Below are 22,912 nucleotides of genomic sequence, written 5' to 3'. Positions count from 1 at the left end.
GTATGCCGGCAAGAGCATAACCGTTCGTGCCGGCGCCGGGCCGACACGAACGGAAACGAAAACGGCCCTGCCGAAGCAGAGCCGTTTGCGTGAAGCATCGCCGTGATGAACCCGGCGCCCTCTGCTCCCTCTGGAGCAGAGCCCCCCTGAGTCAGGGGGGCGCGCCGAAGGCGCGGGGGTCTGGAGGCATCGTTTGCATGGGGCCCACGGTTTGCAGAGCAAACCGTGGGGCGTCAGCGCGAATGCGCTTACGCACCATGCGAGGCCAGCTGACCCAGGCGCTGGACCGCGACCGAGACGGTCGGGTAGTCCAGGGTCTTCTGCTCGGCCAGCTCGGCCAGCATCGCCAGGGTGAAGCGCAGGCTGCTGTCATCGCGGCCCATCCAGGCGGCGACCTTGGCTTCGGCGCTGCTGCCCTTCATCGACAGGACCTGGGCAGCCAGGTTGCGATGGTGGGCGGCCAGCTCGTCGCGCAGCACGCCACGGGCCACGGCGTGCCAGCGGCCGTTGACCTCCAGCGCGTCGATCTGCTCGAACAGCCACGGCAACTGCAGGGCGTCGCCCAGGCGGAAGTGGACCTTGGAGACGTCCACCGGCTTGAGCTTGCGGGTGCGGGCCAGTTCAATGATGTCGAACGCCGGCTCCAGGAACTGCAGTTCCGAGAGCTGCTGCGACAACGCCGGCGGCAGGCCCTTGTCCTTCCACTCCTGCACGCTGGCCTCGTAGGCCGGGCGCTGCGAATCCGGCAGCACGCCGGAGGCGTCGCGGATGTCGTTGAACGCGGCCTGGTAGCGGTTGACCGCTTCGGTGATGCCCGGCATGGCGCCCGGGCGCGAGAGCAGCCAGCGCACGAACGAGCGCTGCAGCTTCCAGATCACTTCCAGCGCATCGATCTGCACCGACTCCGGCAGCGTGCCGTCGAGGGCGTCGATCTGTGCCCACAGCGCGCGTGCATCCAGCGTCTCACGGCTGATCGTGTACGCCTTGGCGACCTCGGCCACGGTGCGGCCGGTGTCTTCCTGCATGCGCATCAGGAAGGTGGCACCCATGCGGTTGATGGTCTGGTTGGTCACGGCCGTGGCGATGATTTCGCGCTTCAGGCGGTGACGCTCCATCGCATCGGCGTACTTCTTCTGCAGCGGCGTCGGGAAGTAGCGCTGCAGTTCCTTGGACAGGTACGGGTCTTCTGGAATGTCCGATTCGAGCAGCTGCTGGAACGCCACCAGCTTGGAGTAGGACAACAGCACCGACAGTTCCGGACGGGTCAGGCCCTGGCCACGCGCCTTGCGTGCGGACAGTTCCGCATCCGAAGGCAGGTACTCGATCTGGCGATCCAGCAGGCCCTGCTGTTCCAGCGTGCGGATGAAGTGCTGCTTGGAGCCCAGGCGCTTGACCGCCATGCGTTCCATCAGGCTCAGCGCCTGGTTCTGACGGTAGTTGTCCATCAGCACCAGCGCAGCCACTTCGTCGGTCATCGAGGCCAGCAGCTTGTTGCGCTGTTCGACGGTCAGCTTCTTGGCCCGCACCACATCGTTGAGCAGGATCTTGATGTTGACTTCGTGATCGGAGGTGTCCACACCGGCCGAGTTGTCGATGAAGTCGGTGTTGAGCAGCACGCCGGCCTGGGCGGCTTCGATACGGCCCAGCTGGGTCATGCCCAGATTGCCGCCCTCGCCCACCACCTTGCAGCGCAGCTCACCGCCATTGACGCGCAGCGCGTTGTTGGCACGGTCGCCGACATCGCTGTGCTGCTCGCTGGCCGCCTTGACGTAGGTGCCGATGCCGCCGTTCCACAGCAGATCGACCGGCGCCTTGAGGATCGCGCTCATCAGATCGTTCGGGGCCATCGACTTGACGCCGTCGTCCAGGCCCAGTGCCTCACGCACCTGCGGGGTGATCTCGATCGACTTCAGCGTGCGCGGGAAGATGCCGCCGCCCTTGCTGATCAGCTTGGCATCGTAATCGGCCCAGCTGGAGCGCGGCACGGTGAACAGACGCTCGCGTTCGACGAAGGTCGTGGCCGCATCCGGGTTCGGGTCCAGGAAGATGTGGCGGTGATCGAAGGCCGCGACCAGGCGGATGTGGCGCGACAGCAGCATGCCGTTGCCGAACACGTCGCCGGACATGTCGCCCACGCCGACCGCAGTGAAGTCCTGGCTCTGGCTGTCACGGCCCAGCGCACGGAAGTGGCGCTTGACCGACTCCCACGCACCGCGTGCGGTGATGCCCATGCCCTTGTGGTCGTAACCGACCGAGCCACCGGAGGCGAATGCATCGCCCATCCAGAAGCCGTGCGCCACGGCCAGGCCGTTGGCGATGTCGGAGAAGGTCGCGGTGCCCTTGTCGGCCGCCACCACCAGGTACGGGTCGTCCATGTCGTGGCGGACCACGTCCACCGGCGGCACGATCTTGTTGTTGACGATGTTGTCCGTGATGTCCAGCAGGCCCTGGATGAACAGCTTGTAGCAGGCCACGCCGTTGGCGAACACCGCATCACGGTCACCGTTGACCGGCGGCATCTTGGCGAAGAAGCCGCCCTTCGCGCCGACCGGCACGATCACGGTGTTCTTGACCATCTGTGCCTTGACCAGGCCCAGCACTTCGGTGCGGAAGTCTTCGCGACGGTCCGACCAGCGCAGGCCGCCACGGGCCACGGCACCGAAACGCAGGTGGGTACCTTCCACGCGCGGGCCATACACGAAGATCTCGCGGTAGGGGCGCGGCTTGGGCAGGTCCGGCACCAGCGCCGAATCGAACTTGAAGCTGATGACGTGGCCCGGGCGGCCCTCGGCATCGGTCTGGTAGTAGCTGGTACGCAGGGTCGCATCGATCACGCCCATGAAGCTGCGCAGGATGCGGTCTTCATCCAGGCTGGAGACGCGGTCCATCAGTTTCAGCAGCGCATCGCGCGCGGCATCCATCTGCACGGTGCGGTCGCCCTTGCGTGCATCGACCACGGTCTTGAGCACTTTCAGGGTGGCTTCGTCACCGCCGGCGAGCACGGTCAGGTGCGCGCGCAGCTGGGTCTGGCCCTCGGCGATCGCATCCTTGCTTTCGTGGCCGGTGGCCGGGTCGAAGCGGGCTTCGAACAGCTCCACCAGCAGGCGGGCCAGCAGCGGGTAACGGGTGAAGGTGCCTTCCACGTAGGCCTGCGAGAACGGCACGCCGGTCTGCAGCAGGTACTTGCAGTAGCCACGCAGCATCGCGACCTGGCGCCAGTGCAGGCCGGCAGCCAGCACGAGGCGGTTGAAACCGTCGTTCTCGGCATCGCCGTGCCACACGCGGGCAAAGGTCTCACCAAAGGCGGCATCGACGCTCGGCGCGTCGATCGCACCGGCCACCGATTCCACTTCGAAGTCCTGCACGTACACCGGGGCGTTGTCGACCGTCAGACGGTACGGACGCTCGGAGATCACGCGCAGGCCCATGTTTTCCATCATCGGCAGCGCGTCGGACAGCGGGATGTCGTCCAGCTGGCGATACAGCTTCAGGCGCAGGCCGTCGCCGCTTTCGCGCTGCACCGCCTGCAGGCTCAGGCGCAGATCGTCCGGGCCGGTCAGCGCATCGAGCTGGCTGACGTCGTTGGCGGCGATCTCGGTGCTGGAATCTTCGATGTAACCGGCCGGCAACGCCTTGCCGATACGCGCGGCGATGCGCAGGCCTTCGCCTTCACCGTGGCGGGCGACCAGCGCTTCGCGCAGATCGTCCTGCCAGTTGCGCAGCACCTGGGCGAGCTTCTGCTCCAGTTCGCTGGTGTCCACTTCCAGGGTCTGGCCTGCCTTCGGGCGCACGATCAGGTGTACCTGGGCCAGCGGCGACTCACCGAGCACGACCGAGCTGTCCACGTACTCGCCCTGCAGGGCGTCCTTGAGCATCGCTTCGATGCGCAGGCGCACATCGGTGTTGAAACGTTCGCGCGGCAGGTACACCAGCGCGGAGATAAAACGGCTGTACTTGTCGCGGCGCAGGAACAGGCGGCTGCGCACGCGCTCCTGCAGGCCCAGCACGCCCATGGCAGTGCGGAACAGTTCGTCTTCGCTGGACTGGAACAGCTCTTCGCGCGGCAGGGTTTCCAGGATGTGGCGCAGGGCCTTGCCGCTGTGGCTGCTTGGCGCCAGGCCGGACTTGCTCATCACGTATTCGTGGCGCTGGCGCACCAGCGGGATTTCCCACGGCCGGCGGTTGTACGCGCTGGAGGTGAACAGGCCCAGGAAGCGCTGCTCGCCGATGATCTTGCCCTTGGCGTCGAACTCCAGCACGCCGATGTAATCCATGTAGCCGGAGCGATGCACGCGCGAGCGGGCATTGGTCTTGGTCAGGATCAGCGCGTCCTTCAAGCCGGTGGTGGCATTGAGGCCCTGCGCGGCGAGCGTCTTGACCGGGCGTGCAGCGGACTTGTCCTGCCCGCGCATCAGGCCCAGGCCGGTGTCGTTGAGCGGCGCCAGTACCTCTTCCTTGCCCTGCTTCTCGACGCGGTATTCGCGGTAGCCGAAGAAGGTGAAGTGGTTGTCGGCGGCCCAGCGCAGGAATTCCTGCGCTTCGGCGCGCGAGGCGGCATCCACCGGCAGCTGGCGGCTGCCCAGGTCGTCGGCCAGGCTCTGCGCCTTGGCACGCATCGCATCCCAATCGCGGACGATGGCACGCACCTCGTCCAGCGCCTTGATGATGGCTTTCTCGACGTCGGCCATGGCGTCGGTCGGCTGGCGATCGATCTCCAGCAGCATCACCGATTCGGCGGTGCCGTCGCTGACACCGGTCAGCTTGCCGGCCTTGTCACGTGCAAAGCGGATCACCGGGTGACCCAGCACATGCACGCCCACGCCATGCTCGGCCAGCGACATCGTCACCGTGTCGACCAGGAACGGCATGTCGTCGTTGACGATCTGCAACACCGTATGCGGCGACTCCCACCCGTTGCTCTTCAGCGTCGGGTTGAACACGCGGACATTGGCCTTGCCGGACTTGCGCACACGCGCGAATTCCAGCGTGTCCGCTGCCAGTGCGGCCCACTCCTCGGCGCTGTGGTGCGGGAACTCGTCCGCCTCCATGCGCTTGTAGAAGTCGGCGGCAAAAGCCACTGCCTCGGCCTGCCCGGCCGACGGGTAGCGCTTGCGCAAGGCCGTGTACACCGGCTCCAGCGAGAAGCCCACTGGCGAAACAGTCTGCGTATCGGCTGGTTTGGATTTGTTTTTCACGGTCTTGGCTGCTGGTTTTTGCGGTTTCATGACGGAGCGGTGCGTGATGCTCAGTTGGGAAAATGAAATTGTAGGCCCACCGCACAGAAATACCTTGCTGCAGGACGGAATAAGGTCTTTCGGGTTGGGTGGCGTTTACATCGGGCGCTTCAATCCGACGCGGTACGGATGATCGCGACGGGGCTGTGCACAGCGCAGCATCGGCCGCTTCGATTGCAACTTGACGTTGGGTATCAAAAACCGCCGAAAGACAAGGCTTCTACAATTCTGAACTGGACGGTATAGTCCACCCCGTGACTCCCCCACCCCCCGCCGCCAGCCCCCTGGACGCGCGCGATCACCGCGTGTTCGATGCCGTGCGCGAGCTGCTGGCCAGCCAGGGCATGCAACTGAGCATGGACGCGGTGGCCCAACACGCCGGATGTTCCAAGCAGACCCTCTACAGCCGCTACGGCAATAAACAGGAACTGCTGAAGCGGGTGATGCAGCGGCACGTCTGCCGCGCCACCGCCGGATTGCGTTCGCTGGACGGGGATGATCTGCGCAGCAGCCTGGTGCAGTTCGCCAACGATTACCTGGACCACTTCAACCAACCGCACGTCGCCCAGGCCCGGCGGCTGATCGCTGCCGAGTCCCTCCAGTTTCCCCAGGAGGCTCGTTCTCTCTACCAGGATGGGGCCGGCGCATTGGCACTTCATGTTTCTGAATGGCTGGCAACCCGTTCCGCCGAGGGTCAGCTGAGGCATGACGACCCGCACTTCATGGCCGAACTGCTATTGAGCATGATCGCCGGCTTGGATTTCGAGAAACAGCGCTTCCATATCCCCCACCGCGATGACGCCGCCGTGCGCCGCCGCTGGGCAGAATTCTCCGTCGACAGCTTCCTGCGCGCGTTCGCTGCGCCCGATGCAGCCACGGCTTCGTATTCAAACCAAAACCGGAGCTTCTCCTGATGATCGCCCCACTCCGCACCCTTGCCCTGACGTGCGCAGTCGCCCTTGCGTTGACCGCCTGCAAAAAGGAAGAGCAGCAGGCCCCGCCGCCGCCGGAGGTGGGCGTGATCGAGGCCAAGCCGCAGACCCTGCCGCTGCAGCGTGAGCTGGTCGGCCGTCTGTCGCCGTTCCGCAGCGCCGATGTGCGTGCCCGCGTGCCGGGCGTGCTGCTCAAGCGCGTCTATCAGGAAGGCTCGGATGTGAAGGAAGGCCAGGTGCTGTTCCTGATCGACCCCGCACCGTTGCGCGCAGCACTCAATGCCTCCCAGGCCGAACTGGTCTCGGCCCAGGCCACCGCCGCGAACGCCAAGGCCGCCGCCAACCGCGCCCGCTCGCTGGCCCCGCAGGCTTACGTTTCCAAGTCCGATCTGGACGCGGCCGAAGCCACCGAGCGCACCGCCGCGGCGGCCGTGCAGCAGGCGCAGGCCTCGCTGGCCAGCGCGAAGATCAACCTTGGCTATGCCGAAGTGCGCTCGCCGATCAGCGGCCGCGCTGGCAAGCAGCAGGTCACTGAAGGTGCGCTGGTCGGCCAGGGGGATGTGACCCTGCTGACCACCGTGGACCAGCTCGACCCGCTGTACGTGAACTTCTCGATGAGCGTGGATGAGCTGACCCAGATGCGCGCGGCGCAGGCCAAGGGCGCACTGGCCCTGAGCGGTGACGGCAAGTCCACCGTGCAGGTGAAGCTGGCTGACGGCACGGTCTACGACCAGCCGGGCACCCTGGATTTCTCCTCGACCACGGTTGACCCGGCCACCGGCGCAGTCTCGCTGCGTGCGGTGCTGCCGAACCCACAGCAGATCCTGCTGCCGGGCGCCTTCGTCAGCTTCCAGGCGACGCTGGGTGAGCGCAACAACGCCTACCTGGTCCCGCTGCAGGCACTGCAGCGCGACACCACCGGCGGCTACGTCCTGGTGGTGGGCAAGGACGGCAAGGTCGCCCGCAAGAATGTGAAGAGCGAAGGCCAGCAGGGCAGCAACTGGCTGGTCAGCGGCGGTCTGGATGCCGGCGATCAGGTCATCGTGGCCGGCGTACAGAAGGTCAAGGAAGGCGAACCGGCCAAGGCCGCCCCGTGGAACCCGGCCGCCGGCAACGGCAACGGCCAGGCCCCGACGGGTGCTGCTCCGGCAGGGGCCGCTCCGGCGGCTGCCGCCAAGCCTGATGCCGCGGCCGCCCCGGCCGATGCCGCCGCCGCAACGTCCGACGCCGCTCCGGCTGCCGAACCGAACAAGCAATAACGGGAATCCTCCGTCATGCCTAAATTTTTCATTGAACACCCGGTATTCGCCTGGGTGGTCGCGATCCTGATCTCGCTTGCGGGCGTGATCTCGATCCTGGGTCTGGGCGTGGAGTCCTACCCGAGCATCGCGCCTCCCCAGGTGACGGTGAGCGCCACCTACCCCGGCGCCAGCGCCGACACCGCCGAAAAGTCGGTCACCCAGGTGATCGAGCAGCAGCTGACCGGTATCGATCACCTGCTGTACTTCAGCTCCTCCTCGGCCTCCAACGGGCGCGTCACCATCACCCTGACCTTCGAAACCGGCACCGATGCCGATATCGCCCAGGTCCAGGTGCAGAACAAGGTCTCGCTGGCGACGCCTCGCCTGCCGACCGAAGTGACCCAGCAGGGCGTGGTGGTGGCCAAGGCCAACGCCGGCTTCCTGATGGTGGTGGCCCTGCAGTCCGACAGCGCCTCGATCGACCGCGATGCGCTGAACGACATCGTCGGCTCGCGCGTGCTCGACCAGATCTCGCGTATTCCAGGCGTGGGCAGCACCCAGCAGTTCGGCTCCGAGTACGCCATGAACATCTGGCTCAACCCGGAAAAGATGCAGGGCTACGGCCTGTCCGCCACCCAGGTGCTGGCCGCGATCAAGGACCAGAACGTGCAGTTCGCCGCCGGTTCGCTGGGCTCGGATCCCTCGCCGGAAGGTCACTACTTCACCGCGACGGTCTCGGCCGAAGGCCGCTTCAGCTCGCCGGAGGAGTTCGAGAACATCATCCTGCGCGCCAATTCCGACGGTTCGCGCGTGCTGCTCAAGGACATCGCCCGGATTGCCTTCGGTGCGAACAACTACGGCTTTGATACCCAGTACAACGGCAAGCCGACCGGTGCCTTCGCGATCCAGCTGCTGCCCGGCGCGAACGCGCTGAACGTGGCCAATGCGGTCACCTCGAAGATGGACGAGCTCAAGCCGAGTTTCCCGGCCGGTGTCAGCTGGTTCTCGCCGTACGACAGCACCACCTTCGTGAAGATCTCGATCGAGGAAGTGGTCAAGACCCTGATCGAAGCGGTCGTGCTGGTCTTCCTGGTAATGCTGATCTTCCTGCAGAACTTCCGCGCCACGCTGATCCCGACCCTGGTCATCCCGGTCGCGTTGCTGGGTACGTTCCTGGGCATGAGCATCATCGGCTTCACCATCAACCAGCTGACGCTGTTTGCGATGGTGCTGGCGATCGGCATCGTGGTCGATGACGCCATCGTGGTCATCGAGAACGTCGAGCGCATCATGACCGAGGAGAAGCTGCCGCCCAAGGCTGCTACCCAGAAGGCCATGACCCAGATCACCGGTGCAGTGGTGGCGATCACCGTCGTACTGGCCGCGGTGTTCATTCCGTCGGCCCTGCAGGGCGGCGCCGCCGGTGAGATCTACAAGCAGTTCGCACTGACCATCGCCATCGCGATGGCCTTCTCGGCGTTCCTGGCGCTGGGCTTCACCCCGGCGCTGTGCGCGACCTTCCTCAAGCCGACGCACAACGACAAGCCGAACATCGTCTACCGCACCTTCAACAAGTACTACGACAAGGTCAGCAACACCTACGTGGGCCACATCACCTCGGCCGTGAAGCATGCCCCGCGCTGGATGATCCTGTTCGTGGTGCTGACCGTGCTGTGCGGCTTCCTGTTCACGCGCATGCCCGGCAGCTTCCTGCCGGAAGAAGACCAGGGCTACGCGCTGGCGATCGTGCAGCTGCCGCCGGGCTCCACCAAGTCGCAGACCAACCACGCCTTCGCCCAGATGCGCGGCATCCTGGAAAAGCAGGATGGCTTTGAAGGCATGCTGCAGGTGGCCGGTTTCAGCTTCGTCGGTTCCGGTGAAAACGTGGGCATGGGCTTCATCCGCCTCAAGCCCTGGGCGGACCGCGACATCACGGTGCCCGAGTTCATCAACAACATGAACGGCGCGTTCTACGGCATCAAGGAAGCGCAGATCTTCGTGGTCAACCTGCCGACCGTGCAGGGTCTGGGCCAGTTCGGCGGCTTCGACATGTGGCTGCAGGACCGTGGCGGCGTGGGCTATGAGCAGCTGACGCAGGCCCGCAACATCCTGCTCGGCAAGGCAGCGCAGGAAAGCGATCTGCTGACCGGCGTGCGCCCCAACGGCCTGGAAAACGCCCCGCAGCTGCAGTTGCACGTGGACCGTGTGCAGGCGCAGACCATGGGCCTGTCGGTGTCGGACGTGTACAGCACCATCCAGCTGATGCTGGCCCCGGTGTACGTCAACGACTTCTTCTATGAAGGCCGCATCAAGCGCGTGACCCTGCAGGCCGATGGCCCGTACCGCACCGGCGCGGAGTCGTTGAACAGCTTCTACACGCCCAGCACGCTGCAGACCAATCCCGACGGTACGCAGGCGATGATCCCGCTGAGCACCGTGGTGAAGTCCGAGTGGGTGTCCGCACCGCCGTCGCTGAGCCGCTACAACGGCTACTCGGCGGTCAACATCGTCGGTTCGCAGGCGCCCGGGCGCAGCTCGGGCGAGGCGATGCAGGCGATGGAACGGATCGTCAACGACGACCTGCCGGCCGGCTTCGGCTACGACTGGTCCGGCATGTCCTACCAGGAAATCCTGGCGGGCAACGCGGCGACCCTGCTGCTGGTGCTGTCCATCGTGGTCGTGTTCCTCTGCCTGGCCGCGCTGTATGAAAGCTGGTCGATCCCGGTGGCGGTGCTGCTGGTGGTGCCGCTGGGCGTCCTGGGCGCCTTGGCCTTCTCGCTGGCACGTGGCCTGCCGAACGATCTGTACTTCAAGATCGGCCTGATCACGGTGATCGGCCTTGCGGCGAAGAACGCGATCCTGATCGTGGAGTTCGCGGTGGAACAGCGGGCTGCGGGCAAGAACCTGCGCGAGGCGACCATCGAAGCCTCCCGCCTGCGTTTCCGCCCGATCCTGATGACCTCGTTCGCGTTCATCATGGGCGTGGTGCCGATGGCCATCTCCACCGGTGCCGGCGCCAACGCGCGTCACGCGATCGGTACCGGCGTGATCGGCGGCATGGTGTTCGCCACCTTCCTGGGTCTGCTGATGATCCCGGTGTTCTTCGTGGTGGTCCGCCGCATGCTGGGTGACAAGCTGGACGAGCCGTCCAAGGAGTTCCTGGAACGCCAGGGCGAAGCCAATACCGCCCACCGTCCGGATCGTTGAGGGACAGGGGCAGCTCCGGCTGCCCTACCGGCAGGTGGCCACCGTGGGTGGTCACACTGAAATGAAAAAGCCCCGGCGCGAGCCGGGGCTTTTGTGTGTGCGATGCATGACGGGTAGAGCCACACCCTGTGAGGCTGACCGGAAGCGATCCCGGTAGTGCCGGCCGCTGGCCGGCTCCTCCCGGTACCAGCCGAAAGGACCGCCTGGTTGCCGGCCAGCGGCCGGCACTACCAAACGGCCTCAGCGCAGCAGTGATACTGCCGCGCACACCATCACGATCGCCAACGAGGGCCACTGCATCGGCATATAGAAGAAGTGATGGCGGGCATGCTCACCCGTCGCGCGCGGGCCGCGATTGAGCACGATGCCGAGCACGACATTGATCGCTGCGCCGATGCCGAATCCGATCAACAGCTGCGCCAGCGAGGTATTGCCTTTGGCAACAGCAGGGTCCGGCCAGAGCCACATCAACAACAGCAGGGCGGCGATGGGGGTGAGCAGGGTCAGGAACCCTGCGCCTCGATAAATAACCATGGGGTAACCTGCAGAACGGGACCGCACATTCTGCACTACCCCGCGCGCCGACCAACCGTCGGCACCCACCATGATGCGACGCTGTAGCGTCCGCAACGCATCGAGGCCGCTCAAAGGCCCGGACGGAGCAGCGGCGCCAAACTGGCGCCGCTGTCCTGGCGATCAGCGTAGGCCGGTCTCGTTGCGCGCGATCACCAGACGCTGGATTTCCGAGGTGCCCTCGTAGATCTCGGTGATCTTGGCATCACGGAAGTAACGCTCCAGCGGCATTTCCTTGGAATACCCCATGCCCCCGTGGATCTGCACGGCCTGGTGGGTGATCCACATCGCCGCTTCGGAGGCGGTCAGCTTGGCGATCGCCGCTTCATTGCTGAAACGCTTGCCCTGGCCTTTCACCCATGCCGCGCGCAGCGTCAGCAGCATCGCTGCGTCCAGCTTGCACTTCATGTCGGCGATCTTGGCCTGGGTCATCTGGAAGGTGCCGATCGCTGCGCCAAAGGCCTTGCGGTCCTTCACGTACTCGATCGTCGCTTCGTACGCCGCACGGGCGATGCCGATCGCCTGCGAGGCGATGCCGATACGGCCGGCGTCGAGCACACCCATGGCGATCTTGAAGCCCTCGCCTTCCTTGCCCAGCACGTCGTCGGCATCCGCCACGTAGTCCTGGAACTCGATTTCGCAGGTGGCCGAGGCACGGATGCCCAGCTTCGGCTCGGTCTTGCCGCGGTGGAAGCCGGCCTTGTCGGTGTCGATCATGAAGGCGGTGATGCCACGCGCACCCTGTTCCGGATCGGTCATCGCAAACAGCACGATGTACTTGGCCACCGGGCCGGAGGTGATCCAGCTCTTCTTGCCATTGATCACGTAGGTGCCGTCGGCCTGCTTGACCGCGCGGCATCGCATGGCCGTCGCATCGGAACCGGACTGCGGCTCGGTCAGCGCGAACGCGCCGATGGCCTCGCCCTCGGCGATGGCGCGCACGTACTTCTGCTTCTGCGCTTCGCTGCCGTGGGTCAGGATGCCGTTGCAGAACAGCGAGTTGTTGACCGACATGATCGTCGAATGCGCAGCGTCTCCGGCGGCGACCTCCACCATCGCCAGGACGTAGGCGATCGGGTCCATGCCCGCACCGCCGTAGGCTTCGGGCACTTCAATGCCCATCAGACCGTTCTCGCCCAGCAGGCGGATGTTCTCCAGCGGGAACTCGCCGGTACGGTCGTGGTGTTCGGCGCTGGGCGCGATTTTCTCCTGCGCGATACGGCGGGCAACGTCCTGCAGCATCAACTGCTCTTCGGTAAAGCTGAAATCCACAACACCCTCCCGGGTACAGAGTGATAAGGGCCGCAGTGCGCGCGACCCGGTCGGGCGATTGTACCGGGGGGCGGGGAAAGGACGCCTGACTTGACCGCAGCGCCACCAAAGGACGAAAATATCTCTATATCGCGATAGGTAGATATTTATGGATCTCGAGGACTGGTCCGTCCGGCTGAAAGTGTTCGCCGACGCCACCCGGGTGCGCCTGCTGGCGCTGCTGGAACAGGAAGAACTCACCGTGGCCGAGCTGTCGGCCATCACCACGCTGGCGCAGCCGCGGGTGTCCACCCACCTGGCCCGACTCAAGGAGGCCGGCCTGGTCCGTGACCGCCGCTCCGGCGTCTCGGCGTATTACCGCTTCGATGACGCTGCGCTGGATCCGGCGCAGCGCGCATTGTGGCATGCCCTGAGCACCGGCAGCGACGACCCGCTGCTGCGCCAGGATGCTGAACGCGTGGCCGCCGTCATGGCCAGCCGTGCGGCGGACCAGAACTGGGCCGACAGCGTTGCTGGCGACATGGAACGCCATTATTCCCCGGGCCGCACCTGGGAGGCGCTGGCACGCACCGCGCTGCCGCTGCTGGAAACCGGTGACGTGCTCGATATCGCCTCCGGTGACGGCGTATTGGCCGAGCTGGTCGCCCCGCATGCCAAACGCTACGTCTGCATCGACACCAGCGCGCGCGTGGTCGCCGCCGCGAGCGAGCGCCTGCGCCGGCTGGCCAACGTGGAAGTGCGCGAGGGCGACATGCATGCCCTGCCCTTCCCTGATCAGAGCTTCGATCTGGTGGTGCTGATGCACGCACTGACCTATGCGGCCAAGCCGGCCCAGGCCGTCGCCGAGGGTGCGCGCGTGCTGCGCCCGGGCGGTCGACTGCTGCTGTGCAGCCTGGCCCGTCACGAACACCGTGCGGCCGTGGATGCCTATGGCCACGTCAACCTGGGTTTCAGCGACAAGGAACTGCGCAAGTTCGTGGAGAAGGCCGGCCTGGTCGTCTCCAGCCTGGAAACCGTGACCCGCGAGAAGCGCCCGCCGCATTTCGAAGTCATTTCGCTGATTGCCAGCAAGCCCTGAGGTCTGCCCATGCCATCCCTGCCCTGGCTCTACCCCGACCGCGTGCATGCGCTGGAAACGGCGCTGGCCCAGCGCATCCTGATTATCGACGGCGCCATGGGCACGATGATCCAGCGGCATGGGCTGGAAGAGGACGATTACCGCGGCGCGCGCTTCGCCGGCGGTTACGACCACCAGCACGGGCCCGGCTGCGACCATGCCGCGCCCGGTGAGACGCCGCAGGGGCATGACCTCAAGGGCAACAACGACCTGCTGTTGCTGACCCGCCCGGAGGTGATCGGCGGCATCCACACCGCGTACCTGGAGGCCGGTGCCGATCTGGTCGAGACCAATACCTTCAACGCGACCTCGGTCAGCCAGGCCGACTATCACCTTGAGCACCTGGTCTACGAGCTCAACAAAGCCGGTGCCGCAGTGGCGCGCGCCTGCTGCGATGCGGTCGCAGCGACCACGCCGGACAAGCCGCGCTTCGTGATCGGCGTGCTCGGCCCGACCAGCCGCACCGCGTCGATAAGCCCGGACGTGAACGATCCCGGCTTCCGCAATACCAGCTTCGATGCGCTGCGCGAGACCTACCGCGAAGCCATCGATGGCCTGATCGACGGTGGCGCCGACACCCTGATGGTGGAAACCATCTTCGACACGCTCAACGCCAAGGCCGCGCTGTTCGCCATCGAAGAGGTCTTCGATGCCCGCGGCGGGCGGCTGCCGGTGATGATCTCCGGCACGATCACCGATGCCTCCGGCCGCACCCTCTCCGGGCAGACGGCAGAGGCGTTCTACGCCTCGGTCGCGCACGGCCGGCCGCTGTCGATCGGGCTGAACTGCGCGCTCGGCGCCAGCGACATGCGCCCCCACGTGGAGACGCTGTCGACCGTGGCGGAGTGCCTGGTCAGCGCGCATCCCAATGCCGGCCTGCCCAATGCGTTCGGCGAGTACGACGAAACCCCGGAAGAAATGGCCACCACGCTGCGCGAATTCGCCAGCGCCGGCCTGCTCAACCTGGTGGGCGGCTGCTGCGGCACCACCCCGGCCCACATCCGTGCCATCGCCGACGCGGTGGCGGACCTGCCGCCGCGTCGCCTGCCCACACCGCCGCTGGAAGACGCGGCATGACCACGTCCGCCCCACGCTCCCGTTGTCGTTGTCGTTGACCCTCCTCCGCCAGCCCGTGCCAGCCTGCCCATGACGTCTTCCCGCCACACCCGCCTGTCCGGCCTCGAGCCGCTGGTGATCACCCCGGACCTGCTGTTCGTCAACATCGGGGAGCGCACCAACGTCACCGGCAGCGCGCAGTTTCGCAAGCTGGTGAAGGAAGAGCGCTACGAAGAAGCGGTGGAAGTGGCGCGCCAGCAGGTCGCCAACGGCGCGCAGATCCTCGACGTCAACATGGATGAGGGCCTGATCGATTCCGAAAAGGCGATGACGCGCTACCTCAACCTGATCATGTCCGAGCCGGACATCGCCCGCATTCCGGTGATGGTCGACTCCTCCAAGTGGAGCGTGATCGAGGCAGGGCTGAAGTGCCTGCAGGGCAAGAGCGTGGTCAACTCGATCTCGCTCAAGGAAGGCGAAGCGCAGTTCATCGAACAGGCGCGCAAGGTGCTGCGTTACGGCGCGGCGGCAGTGGTGATGGCCTTCGACGAAGATGGCCAGGCCGATACCTGCGCGCGCAAGGTCGAGATCTGTACCCGCGCCTACCGGATCCTGACCGAACAGGTCGGCTTCCCGCCGCAGGACATCATCTTCGACCCGAACATCTTCGCCGTCGCCACCGGCATCGAAGAGCACGACAACTACGCGGTCGACTTCATCGAAGCCACCCGCATCATCAAGCGGACGTTGCCGCACTGCCATGTCTCCGGCGGCGTCTCCAACGTGTCGTTCTCGTTCCGCGGCAATGAAACCGTGCGCCAGGCGATCCACTCGGTGTTCCTGTTCCATGCCATCGGCGCAGGCATGGACATGGGCATCGTCAACGCGGGCGCGATGCCGATCTACGATGATCTGGACGCCGAGCTGCGCGAGCGCGTGGAGGATGTGATCCTCAACCGCCGCAGCGATGGCACCGAGCGCCTGCTGGAGATCGCCGAGCGCTACAAGGGCAAGAAGGGCGAAGTGCGCGGCGAGGACCTGGCCTGGCGCGAGAAGCCGGTCAATGATCGCCTCGCGCATGCGCTGGTGCATGGCATGGATGCGTGGGTCGAGCAGGACACCGAAGAAGCGCGTGCGCGCTCCACCCGTCCGCTGGATGTGATCGAAGGGCCGCTGATGGATGGCATGAACATCGTGGGTGACCTGTTCGGCGCCGGCAAGATGTTCCTGCCGCAGGTGGTCAAATCCGCACGCGTGATGAAGAAGGCGGTGGCCTACCTGTTGCCCTACATCGAGGCGGAGAAGGCCCGCAGCGGTGACACCGCCAAGAGCAATGGCAAGATCATCATGGCCACGGTCAAGGGTGACGTGCACGACATCGGCAAGAACATCGTCGGTGTGGTCCTGGCCTGCAACAACTTCGACGTGGTCGATCTGGGCGTGATGGTGCCGGCGCAGAAGATCCTGGATGCCGCGCGCGCGGAGAACGCGGACATCATCGGCCTGTCCGGCCTGATCACACCCTCGCTGGAAGAAATGAGTCATGTCGCCCGCGAAATGGAGCGCCAGGGCTTCACGATGCCACTGATGATCGGCGGTGCGACGACCTCCCGCGCGCACACCGCGCTGAAGATCGATCCGCACTACAAGGCACCCACGGTGTGGGTGAAGGACGCCTCGCGCGCAGTCGGCGTGGCGCAGTCGTTGATCTCGCGAGAGCTGCGCGATGCCTTCGTGGCCGCCAACGAGGCCGACTACGCCGACATCCGCCAGCGACACCGCAACCGCGGCGATGCCAAGCGACTGGTCACGCTGGCCAAGGCGCGCTCCCAGCGCTTCACCGGTGATTGGGCGAACTACACCCCTCCTGCGCCGCGCAAGCCGGGCCTGCATGTGCTCAATGATTACCCGCTGGCCGATCTGGTCGAGGTGATCGACTGGACGCCGTTCTTCCAGGCTTGGGAACTGGCCGGCAAGTTCCCGGCGATCCTGACCGATGAGATCGTCGGGCCGCAGGCGACCGATCTGTACAAGGACGCCCGCGCGATGCTCACCCGCATCGTCGAGGAGAAGTGGCTGACCGCCAAGGCCGTGTTCGGCCTGTGGCCAGCCAACAGCATCGGTGATGACGTGCACCTGCGCACCGACGACGGCCCGGCCGTGCTGCACTTCCTGCGCCAGCAGGTGGACAAGCCGGTCGAACGCCCGGATTTCTGCCTGGCCGATTTCATCGCCCCGGCCGACAGCGGCAAGCAGGACTGGATCGGTGCATTCGCGGTGACCGCGGGCATCGGCATCGATCCGCACGTGGCCCGTTTCGAGGCCGACCACGACGATTACAACGCGATCCTGCTCAAGGCCCTGGCCGATCGTCTCGCCGAAGCCCTGGCCGAGCGCCTGCACCAGCATGTGCGCATGGATTACTGGGGGTACCAGCCCGATGAGCAGCTGGACAACGAATCGCTGATCGCCGAGAAGTACGCCGGCATCCGCCCTGCGCCCGGCTACCCGGCCTGCCCGGAGCACAGCGAGAAAGCCACGCTGTTCCGCCTGCTCGATGCCGAACGCAACGCGGACATGCAGCTGACCGAGAGCTTTGCGATGCTTCCCACTGCGGCGGTGTCGGGCTACTACTTCAGCCACCCGCAGAGCCAGTATTTCGTCGTCGGCCGTGTCACCCGCGAACAGGTGGTGGACTATGCCAAACGCAAAGGCGTGGACCGCGTGCAGGCCGAGCGCTGGCTTGCCTCGAACCTGGATTACGATCCGGAATGAACGCGTCACCCCGCATGACCGCCCTCCCCCGCGACGCCGTACCGGCCGTCCGCCTGTCGTCGTTCTACCTGTTCTATTACGCCGCTCTGGGCGCGTTCACGCCGTACTGGTCGTTGTTCCTGACCTCGCGTGGCATGAGCGTCACCGCGATCAGCGTGATGATGGGCATCTGGTATGCCACGCGTATCGTGGCCCCCACTACCTGGACCTCCCTCGCTGCCGCCTCGCCACGACCGATCTTCTGGCTGCGGCTGGGGTGCGTGCTCACTCTGCTCACCTTCTGCGCGTTCCTGCTGCCGTTGCCGCAGCCGTGGCTGTACCCGGCGATGATCGCGTTCTGCTTCTTCTACAACGCGGTGATGCCGCAGTTTGAATCCATCACGCTCACCCACCTGGGCAGCGACAGCCACCGCTACGGGCTGATCCGGGTCTGGGGCTCGCTGGGCTTCATCGCCGTGGTGATGCTGTTCGGCTGGATCATCGAAGGCAATGGCGGCGCCGGCAATGCGCATCTGCTGCCGTGGCTGATGCTGCCCCTGTTCGGCCTGCTCACCGCCTCGGGCTTTGCCAACCACTACGCACGCAACCTGCAGCGCAGCGACGGCGACGCCAGCGGGTTCTGGGCAATCGTGCGCAAGCCGCAGGTGCTGGCGTTCTTCCTGGCCGCCTTCATGGAGCAGCTGTCGTTCGGGCCCTACTACACGTTCTTCTCGGTCTACATGGATCACCACGGCTATGCGACCTCCACGCTGGGCGTGCTGTGGACGGTCGGGGTGGTGTTCGAAGTGGGTGTGTTCTTCACTATCGGGCGCTTCTTCCGCCGCTATGACGCCAGCTGGATGCTGCTGATCGCCCTGCTCAGTTCCACCGTGCGCTGGGCGGTCACCGCGTTGTTCCCGGAAAACCTGCCGGTGATGCTCCTCGCCCAGACCGCGCATGCGCTCGGTTTTGCCGCCTTCTTCGCCGCAGCGATGCAGATGTTGGCGACCTACTTCCCCGGTCGCCTCAACGGCCACGGCCAGGGCCTGCTGTACGGCTTCTCCTCAGGCGTCGGCGGCGTGCTCGGCGCGCTGATCGCGGGCCAGCTGTGGCCGATCGACCAGGGCCGTACCGCGTTTCTGGCAGGCAGCGGTTTCGCGTTGGTCGGCGCCCTGCTGTGCTTCTTTGCGATCAGTCTGCCGCTGCTGCGGGCGCGCACGCGCTGATCGTCTGCTCCCGGTAATGCCGGCCACTGGCCGGCAACCCGATCCCCCGGATGGGGTAGGCTCAAGGCTCCCCCTGACTGGAGCCGCTGATGCGACCGACCCGCCTGTGGGCGTTGCTGCTTGCCGCCACCACCGCCCTGCCCGCCGCGGCAGCGCCGATCCTGTTCGAAAATGCGCGCGTCTTCGATGGCACCCGCGACCTCGGCATCACCCCCGTGCTGATCGACGGCGCGCGGATCGTGCATGTCGGCACGCCGCTGCCGGCGGCCGCCACCGGTGCCCGCCGCATCGATTACACCGGCAAGACCCTGTTGCCCGGCCTGATCAGCGACCATGCCCATGTTGGCAATACGCAGGGACTGGAGCACGGCGACCGTTTCTACACCCATGACAACGTGGTGCGCGACCTGCGCCAGTTCCAGCGCTACGGCATCACCACGGTGACCGCGCTGGGCATGAACGGCGCGGACTTTTTCGCCATCCGCAAAGCGGTGAACGCTGATCCCGGCCTGGGCGCACAGCTTTATGGCGCCGGCGGGGGTATCGGCGCCCCGGATGGCGCGCCGCCGGCCGACACCATGGGCCTGAGCCACGATCCGGTGGCGCGCCCGCACAACGCCGAAGAAGCACGCGCGGCCGTGGCCATCCAGCACGCCGATGGCGTGGACCTGATCAAGTTGTGGGTCGATGACCTGGGCGGCAAGCGCCCGATGATGACCCCGGAGGTGTACCGCGCCGCCATCGCCGAAGCGCATGCGCGCGGGCTCAAGGTCGCCGCGCACATCCACGATCTGGAGCAGGCCCGCGATCTGGTCGATGCCAAGGTGGACATCCTCGCCCACGGCATCCGTGACCGGGCGGTGGACCCGATGCTGGCGCGGAAGATGCGCGACCAGGGCACCTGGTACATCCCCACCATCGCCATCGACGAGGCCAACTACGGGTATGCCGAGCATCCGCTGGCACTGCAGCAGCCCTTCCTGCGCCAGGCGCTGCACGCCGATGTGCTGGCGCGCTGGTCGCAGCCGGAGTGGCAACGTGCGCAACTGGCCGGCAGTGGGGTGCCCGCCGCACGCAAGGCGGTCGCGACCAATCTGGACAACGTGCGTCGCCTGCATGCGGCCGGGGTGAAGCTTGGCTTCGGCACCGATGCCGGCGCGATGCCGCAGCGGGTGATCGGCGTGGCCGAACATCGCGAACTGCAGCTGCTGGTGAAGGCCGGGCTGACGCCCTCCGACGCCTTGCAGGTCGCCACCACGCAAGCGGCGGCCTTGCTGGGGCTGACCGACCGCGGCCGCATTGCGGCCGGCAAGCGCGCCGACCTGCTGGTGCTCGATGCCGATCCGCTGGTGGATATCGCCAACACGCAGCGCATTGGTGCGGTCTGGCAGGCGGGCGAAGAGGTTGCCGGGCCGATCACGGAGTAACGCCATCCGGGGGCGCTGCGATGCCAGCGCAGCGTCTTGCCATCGGCGGTGCTGTCAGTGCGGCGTTGCCGCCAGCGTTGCCTGCAACGAGGGCAGCAGCAGCCGATTGCCGTATCCGCTCAGATGGTCGCCATCGAAAAACAGCGGGTGTCCGTCGCGCTGGGCACGGCAGGCGTCGGCGTCACACAGGATCGGTAACGGGTCCCAGATCACCGCGCCGGGCAAGCCGGAGGCCACCTGCTGCAGCGCGACCAGCGCCGGGGCGCGATAGTCTTCCATCCAGTCGCGTTGCACTTGCAGACCATTGCGGCACACCGTGTTGTCGGCGTTGAACCGATCCGAGCAGCGGTATGGCGGGGCGGGCAGTACCGGCTTGGGCGCTTCCAGCACCACGCGCACCCCGGCGTCGGCGAGCGGGCGCCAGTTCGCAATTGCACGCTCAGCCTCGGCCGCACGCCCCGCGTATCCCTGCTCGCTGTGTTCGCTGTCGCGCTGCTCGCGCGCGTCGAACAGAATGAACTGATCGGACAAACGCGGCACCCGCAGCGAGGCGAGCAGGACCACGTCGCCGGGCGTTGCGTGGCGTGCGATATCGGCGCGCACCGCCGTGTCATAGCCTTGGCAGTCGGGCGCAGCCCAACGCCATTCCTGCAGGCCGAGCTGCGGGCAGCCGCCGCGGCCGTATTGCCACACCGTTGCGCCCGTCTCCAGCGCCAGGCGGCGCAGCAGTTCGTTGTAGGCCATCGCGTGCGAATCGCCGGCCACGAACACGTTGCGCGGCATGCCCGGAGGCACCGGGCGATCACACTCGCCGCGTGAGAACGTGCGTGCACGGCCGCCCTCGAAACGCGCCTTGCCCACCTGCAACTCGCAGCCGGGGTAGTCCGCGGCGACGGATTTACCGTCCGGGTACCACGCCAGTGGATGGCGGCTGACCGTACTCAGTGACAGCCGGGCCGACTGGGAGTACAGCAACGCCTGCAGGCCGCCGCCAAGCAACAAGGCTGCCACGCCCACCAGAACCCATCTGCGGGTGGTGAGGCGTTGCGACAACGGCCCGCGGAACGGTTGCTCTACCCAACGCCAGGACGCCCAGGCCAGCAGCGCCACCAGCAGCGTGGCGAACACGCGCTGGCCGAGGGTTTCCAGCCCGACCGTCCAGCGCATCAACACGAACACCGGCCAGTGCCACAGATACAGCGAGTAGGACAACAGGCCGATCCGGCGCAGCGGTGCGCTGGACAGCAGTCGGCCGATCAGCGCTTGCGGGTGGAAATGCAAGGCCAACAGCAGCCCGGCGCTGCCCAGGACCGCCCAGAGTCCATCCGGCCAGGGTGAATGCCCCGGCCGCGCCGACCACAGGTTCCAGCCCAGCGCACCGAGTGCGACCAAGGCCAACAGCGACCATGCCAGGCGCGAACGGCCGGGCGCGCGCGCCGCCCCGGGATCGCGCTCGCGCAGATGCAGCAACTGGAACAACAGCACGCCTGCACCGAGCTGCCAGAACCGGGTGGTGGTGGCATAGAACGCTCGCACTGCGTGTTCCGGATGGCTGGCTGCATGCACGGCATGCGCGATGGACAGCACGCTGGCCAGCGCGAACAGGCCCACGCTGATCGTGCGCCCGCGCCCTCCCCGGCTCCAGAACAGGAACAACAGCGGGAACAGCAGGTAGAACTGCTCTTCCACGCCCAGCGACCACGTATGGGTAAAGGGGTTGAACTCCGCGCGCGGCGCGAAATAATCGGTGCCTACGCCCACCAGTACCCAGTTGCTGAGGCCCACGAAGGCCATCAGACCGGTCATGTCACTGGCTTCGCTCAACCACGACTCGGGGATGAGCAGGACACTGGCCACACCGGTCAGCAGCAGGCAGCTCAGCAGCGCCGGCGCGATACGACGCAACCGACGCGAGTAGAAGCGCAGCAGCGACTGCCCCAACGGCAACGGCGAGAGCCGGTGCACCGAGGCACTGACCACAAAGCCGGAGATCACGAAGAACACGTCCACGCCGGTAAACCCACCGGGCAACCAGGCTGGGTCCAGGTGAAAGACGATCACCGCCAGCACCGCGATGGCACGCAGCCCGTCGATGTGCGGCACATAGCCGCGACTTGGATCAGCCGTCATGCGCATCCCTGCAAACGAAGGGCCGCCGAGCTGCGACCCTGTTGGAATTACCAGACCAGGTCGTCGGGCACCTGATACTGCGGGTCGGCGTACGGATCTTCGCCCGCCGGCGCATCCGGGTCGACCTTCAGCGCCACCGACGGTGCGAACACCGCTTCGGCCTCGGCCAGCACCGCAGCGGTCACCAGCACGTAGCGCCCGTTCTGCTGCAGTACGCCGAGCTCACCGGCATTGAGCGCCTTGAGCTGATCGGCGGTGACGTAGATACGCTTGATCTTGCCGCCGTACGGGAAGTGGCGCGCAATGTCGGCTGCTTCAGCATTGAGGGACTTGCCTTCCAGCAGGACCTCCAGTTTCGCCTTGGCTTCGCGACGGATGCGCGCTTCTTCCTGCTTCAGGCGCTCGGCCTCGATGCGGTCGTCTTTTTCTTTCTGCGCGCGGATCGCATAGGCCTTGGCGAGATCGATGTCCTCGCGCGAGCGCGGCTTGCCGGGCGCGCCTTGCGGCGGCCGGGCACCAGCGGGCCGGCCCTTGCCCTGCGGGCGGCGGTCGCCGTCGCGGGCGGGGCGCTGCCCCTCACCGGGCTTGCCGGCTGGGCGCGCGCCCTGTGGCTTGCCGGCCGGGCGGCCATCGCGGCGCGCATCGGGTCTACGATCCGGCTTGCGGTCGTTGGTTCGTTCGGGTTTGGGCGCGGCTTTGAAGCCAAGGCCCAGCAGCTGGTCGCGGAGAGTATCGCTCATGAC

At 66.3% G+C, this 22,912-nt stretch carries 12 protein-coding genes and 1 pseudogene; 8 read left to right on the top strand and 5 right to left on the bottom strand.

Annotated elements, in window-relative coordinates; all coding sequences use genetic code 11:
• Window positions 1-248: 248 nt before the first annotated feature.
• Window positions 249-5,141: pseudogene (locus ABE464_RS03385) on the bottom strand (NAD-glutamate dehydrogenase domain-containing protein); the annotation flags it as partial.
• A 347-nt stretch (window positions 5,142-5,488) separates the two neighbouring features.
• Here ABE464_RS03385 and ABE464_RS03380 point away from each other — a divergent pair.
• The 3 genes from ABE464_RS03380 to ABE464_RS03370 are packed head-to-tail and all read left to right on the top strand — an operon-like array spanning window position 5,489 to window position 10,614.
• On the top strand, window positions 5,489-6,148 hold the full coding sequence (locus tag ABE464_RS03380; RefSeq protein WP_346470741.1) for a TetR/AcrR family transcriptional regulator: 660 nt from the start codon (window positions 5,489-5,491) through the stop codon (window positions 6,146-6,148).
• Window positions 6,148-7,425, top strand: a complete 1,278-nt coding sequence (locus ABE464_RS03375; RefSeq protein ID WP_346470740.1) for an efflux RND transporter periplasmic adaptor subunit — start codon at window positions 6,148-6,150, stop codon at window positions 7,423-7,425. The genes ABE464_RS03380 and ABE464_RS03375 overlap by 1 nt, the downstream gene beginning before the upstream one ends.
• A gap of 15 nt (window positions 7,426-7,440) precedes the next feature.
• A complete protein-coding gene (locus ABE464_RS03370; RefSeq protein ID WP_346470739.1) occupies window positions 7,441-10,614 on the top strand; it encodes a multidrug efflux RND transporter permease subunit in 3,174 nt (1,057 codons plus the stop codon).
• A gap of 240 nt (window positions 10,615-10,854) precedes the next feature.
• On the opposite strand, the gene ABE464_RS03365 is transcribed toward ABE464_RS03370, so the two are convergent.
• Together ABE464_RS03365 and ABE464_RS03360 are read right to left on the bottom strand one after the other, a co-directional pair.
• Window positions 10,855-11,148: a hypothetical protein gene (locus ABE464_RS03365; protein ID WP_346470738.1), complete on the bottom strand. Its 294-nt coding sequence runs from the start codon at window positions 11,146-11,148 to the stop codon at window positions 10,855-10,857.
• 162 nt (window positions 11,149-11,310) lie between these two features.
• The gene (locus ABE464_RS03360; RefSeq protein ID WP_259261589.1) at window positions 11,311-12,459 is read right to left on the bottom strand and encodes an acyl-CoA dehydrogenase family protein; all 1,149 of its coding nucleotides are present in this window, start codon (window positions 12,457-12,459) and stop codon (window positions 11,311-11,313) included.
• A gap of 148 nt (window positions 12,460-12,607) precedes the next feature.
• On the opposite strand from ABE464_RS03360, the gene ABE464_RS03355 reads away from it, so the two are divergent.
• The 5 genes from ABE464_RS03355 to ABE464_RS03335 all read left to right on the top strand — a co-directional run bounded on the left by ABE464_RS03355 (window position 12,608) and on the right by ABE464_RS03335 (window position 20,039).
• Window positions 12,608-13,537: a metalloregulator ArsR/SmtB family transcription factor gene (locus tag ABE464_RS03355; RefSeq protein ID WP_046274305.1), complete on the top strand. Its 930-nt coding sequence runs from the start codon at window positions 12,608-12,610 to the stop codon at window positions 13,535-13,537.
• A gap of 9 nt (window positions 13,538-13,546) precedes the next feature.
• On the top strand, window positions 13,547-14,653 hold the full coding sequence (locus ABE464_RS03350) for a homocysteine S-methyltransferase family protein (RefSeq protein WP_346470737.1): 1,107 nt from the start codon (window positions 13,547-13,549) through the stop codon (window positions 14,651-14,653).
• 69 nt (window positions 14,654-14,722) lie between these two features.
• Window positions 14,723-17,407 (top strand): methionine synthase, encoded by a 2,685-nt coding sequence (metH, locus tag ABE464_RS03345; RefSeq protein ID WP_346470736.1) that lies wholly within the window; start codon window positions 14,723-14,725, stop codon window positions 17,405-17,407.
• Between the two features lie 14 nt (window positions 17,408-17,421).
• The gene (locus ABE464_RS03340) at window positions 17,422-18,612 is read left to right on the top strand and encodes an MFS transporter (RefSeq protein ID WP_346470735.1); all 1,191 of its coding nucleotides are present in this window, start codon (window positions 17,422-17,424) and stop codon (window positions 18,610-18,612) included.
• A gap of 89 nt (window positions 18,613-18,701) precedes the next feature.
• Window positions 18,702-20,039, top strand: a complete 1,338-nt coding sequence (locus ABE464_RS03335; protein ID WP_346470734.1) for an amidohydrolase family protein — start codon at window positions 18,702-18,704, stop codon at window positions 20,037-20,039.
• Window positions 20,040-20,093: 54 nt separating this feature from the next.
• On the opposite strand, the gene ABE464_RS03330 is transcribed toward ABE464_RS03335, so the two are convergent.
• Together ABE464_RS03330 and ABE464_RS03325 are read right to left on the bottom strand one after the other, a co-directional pair.
• Complete coding sequence (locus tag ABE464_RS03330) at window positions 20,094-22,169, bottom strand: acyltransferase family protein (RefSeq protein WP_346470733.1); 2,076 nt, start codon at window positions 22,167-22,169, stop codon at window positions 20,094-20,096.
• Between the two features lie 47 nt (window positions 22,170-22,216).
• Window positions 22,217-22,909: a DUF2058 family protein gene (locus tag ABE464_RS03325; protein WP_346470732.1), complete on the bottom strand. Its 693-nt coding sequence runs from the start codon at window positions 22,907-22,909 to the stop codon at window positions 22,217-22,219.
• Window positions 22,910-22,912: the final 3 nt, after the last annotated feature.

The organism is Stenotrophomonas sp. TWI587 (assembly GCF_039674145.1).
Classification (GTDB): Bacteria; Pseudomonadota; Gammaproteobacteria; order Xanthomonadales; family Xanthomonadaceae; genus Stenotrophomonas; species Stenotrophomonas maltophilia_AY.
The sequence above is the reverse complement of the archived record's forward strand: the minus strand, read 5'-3'. Positions and strand labels throughout refer to the sequence as shown.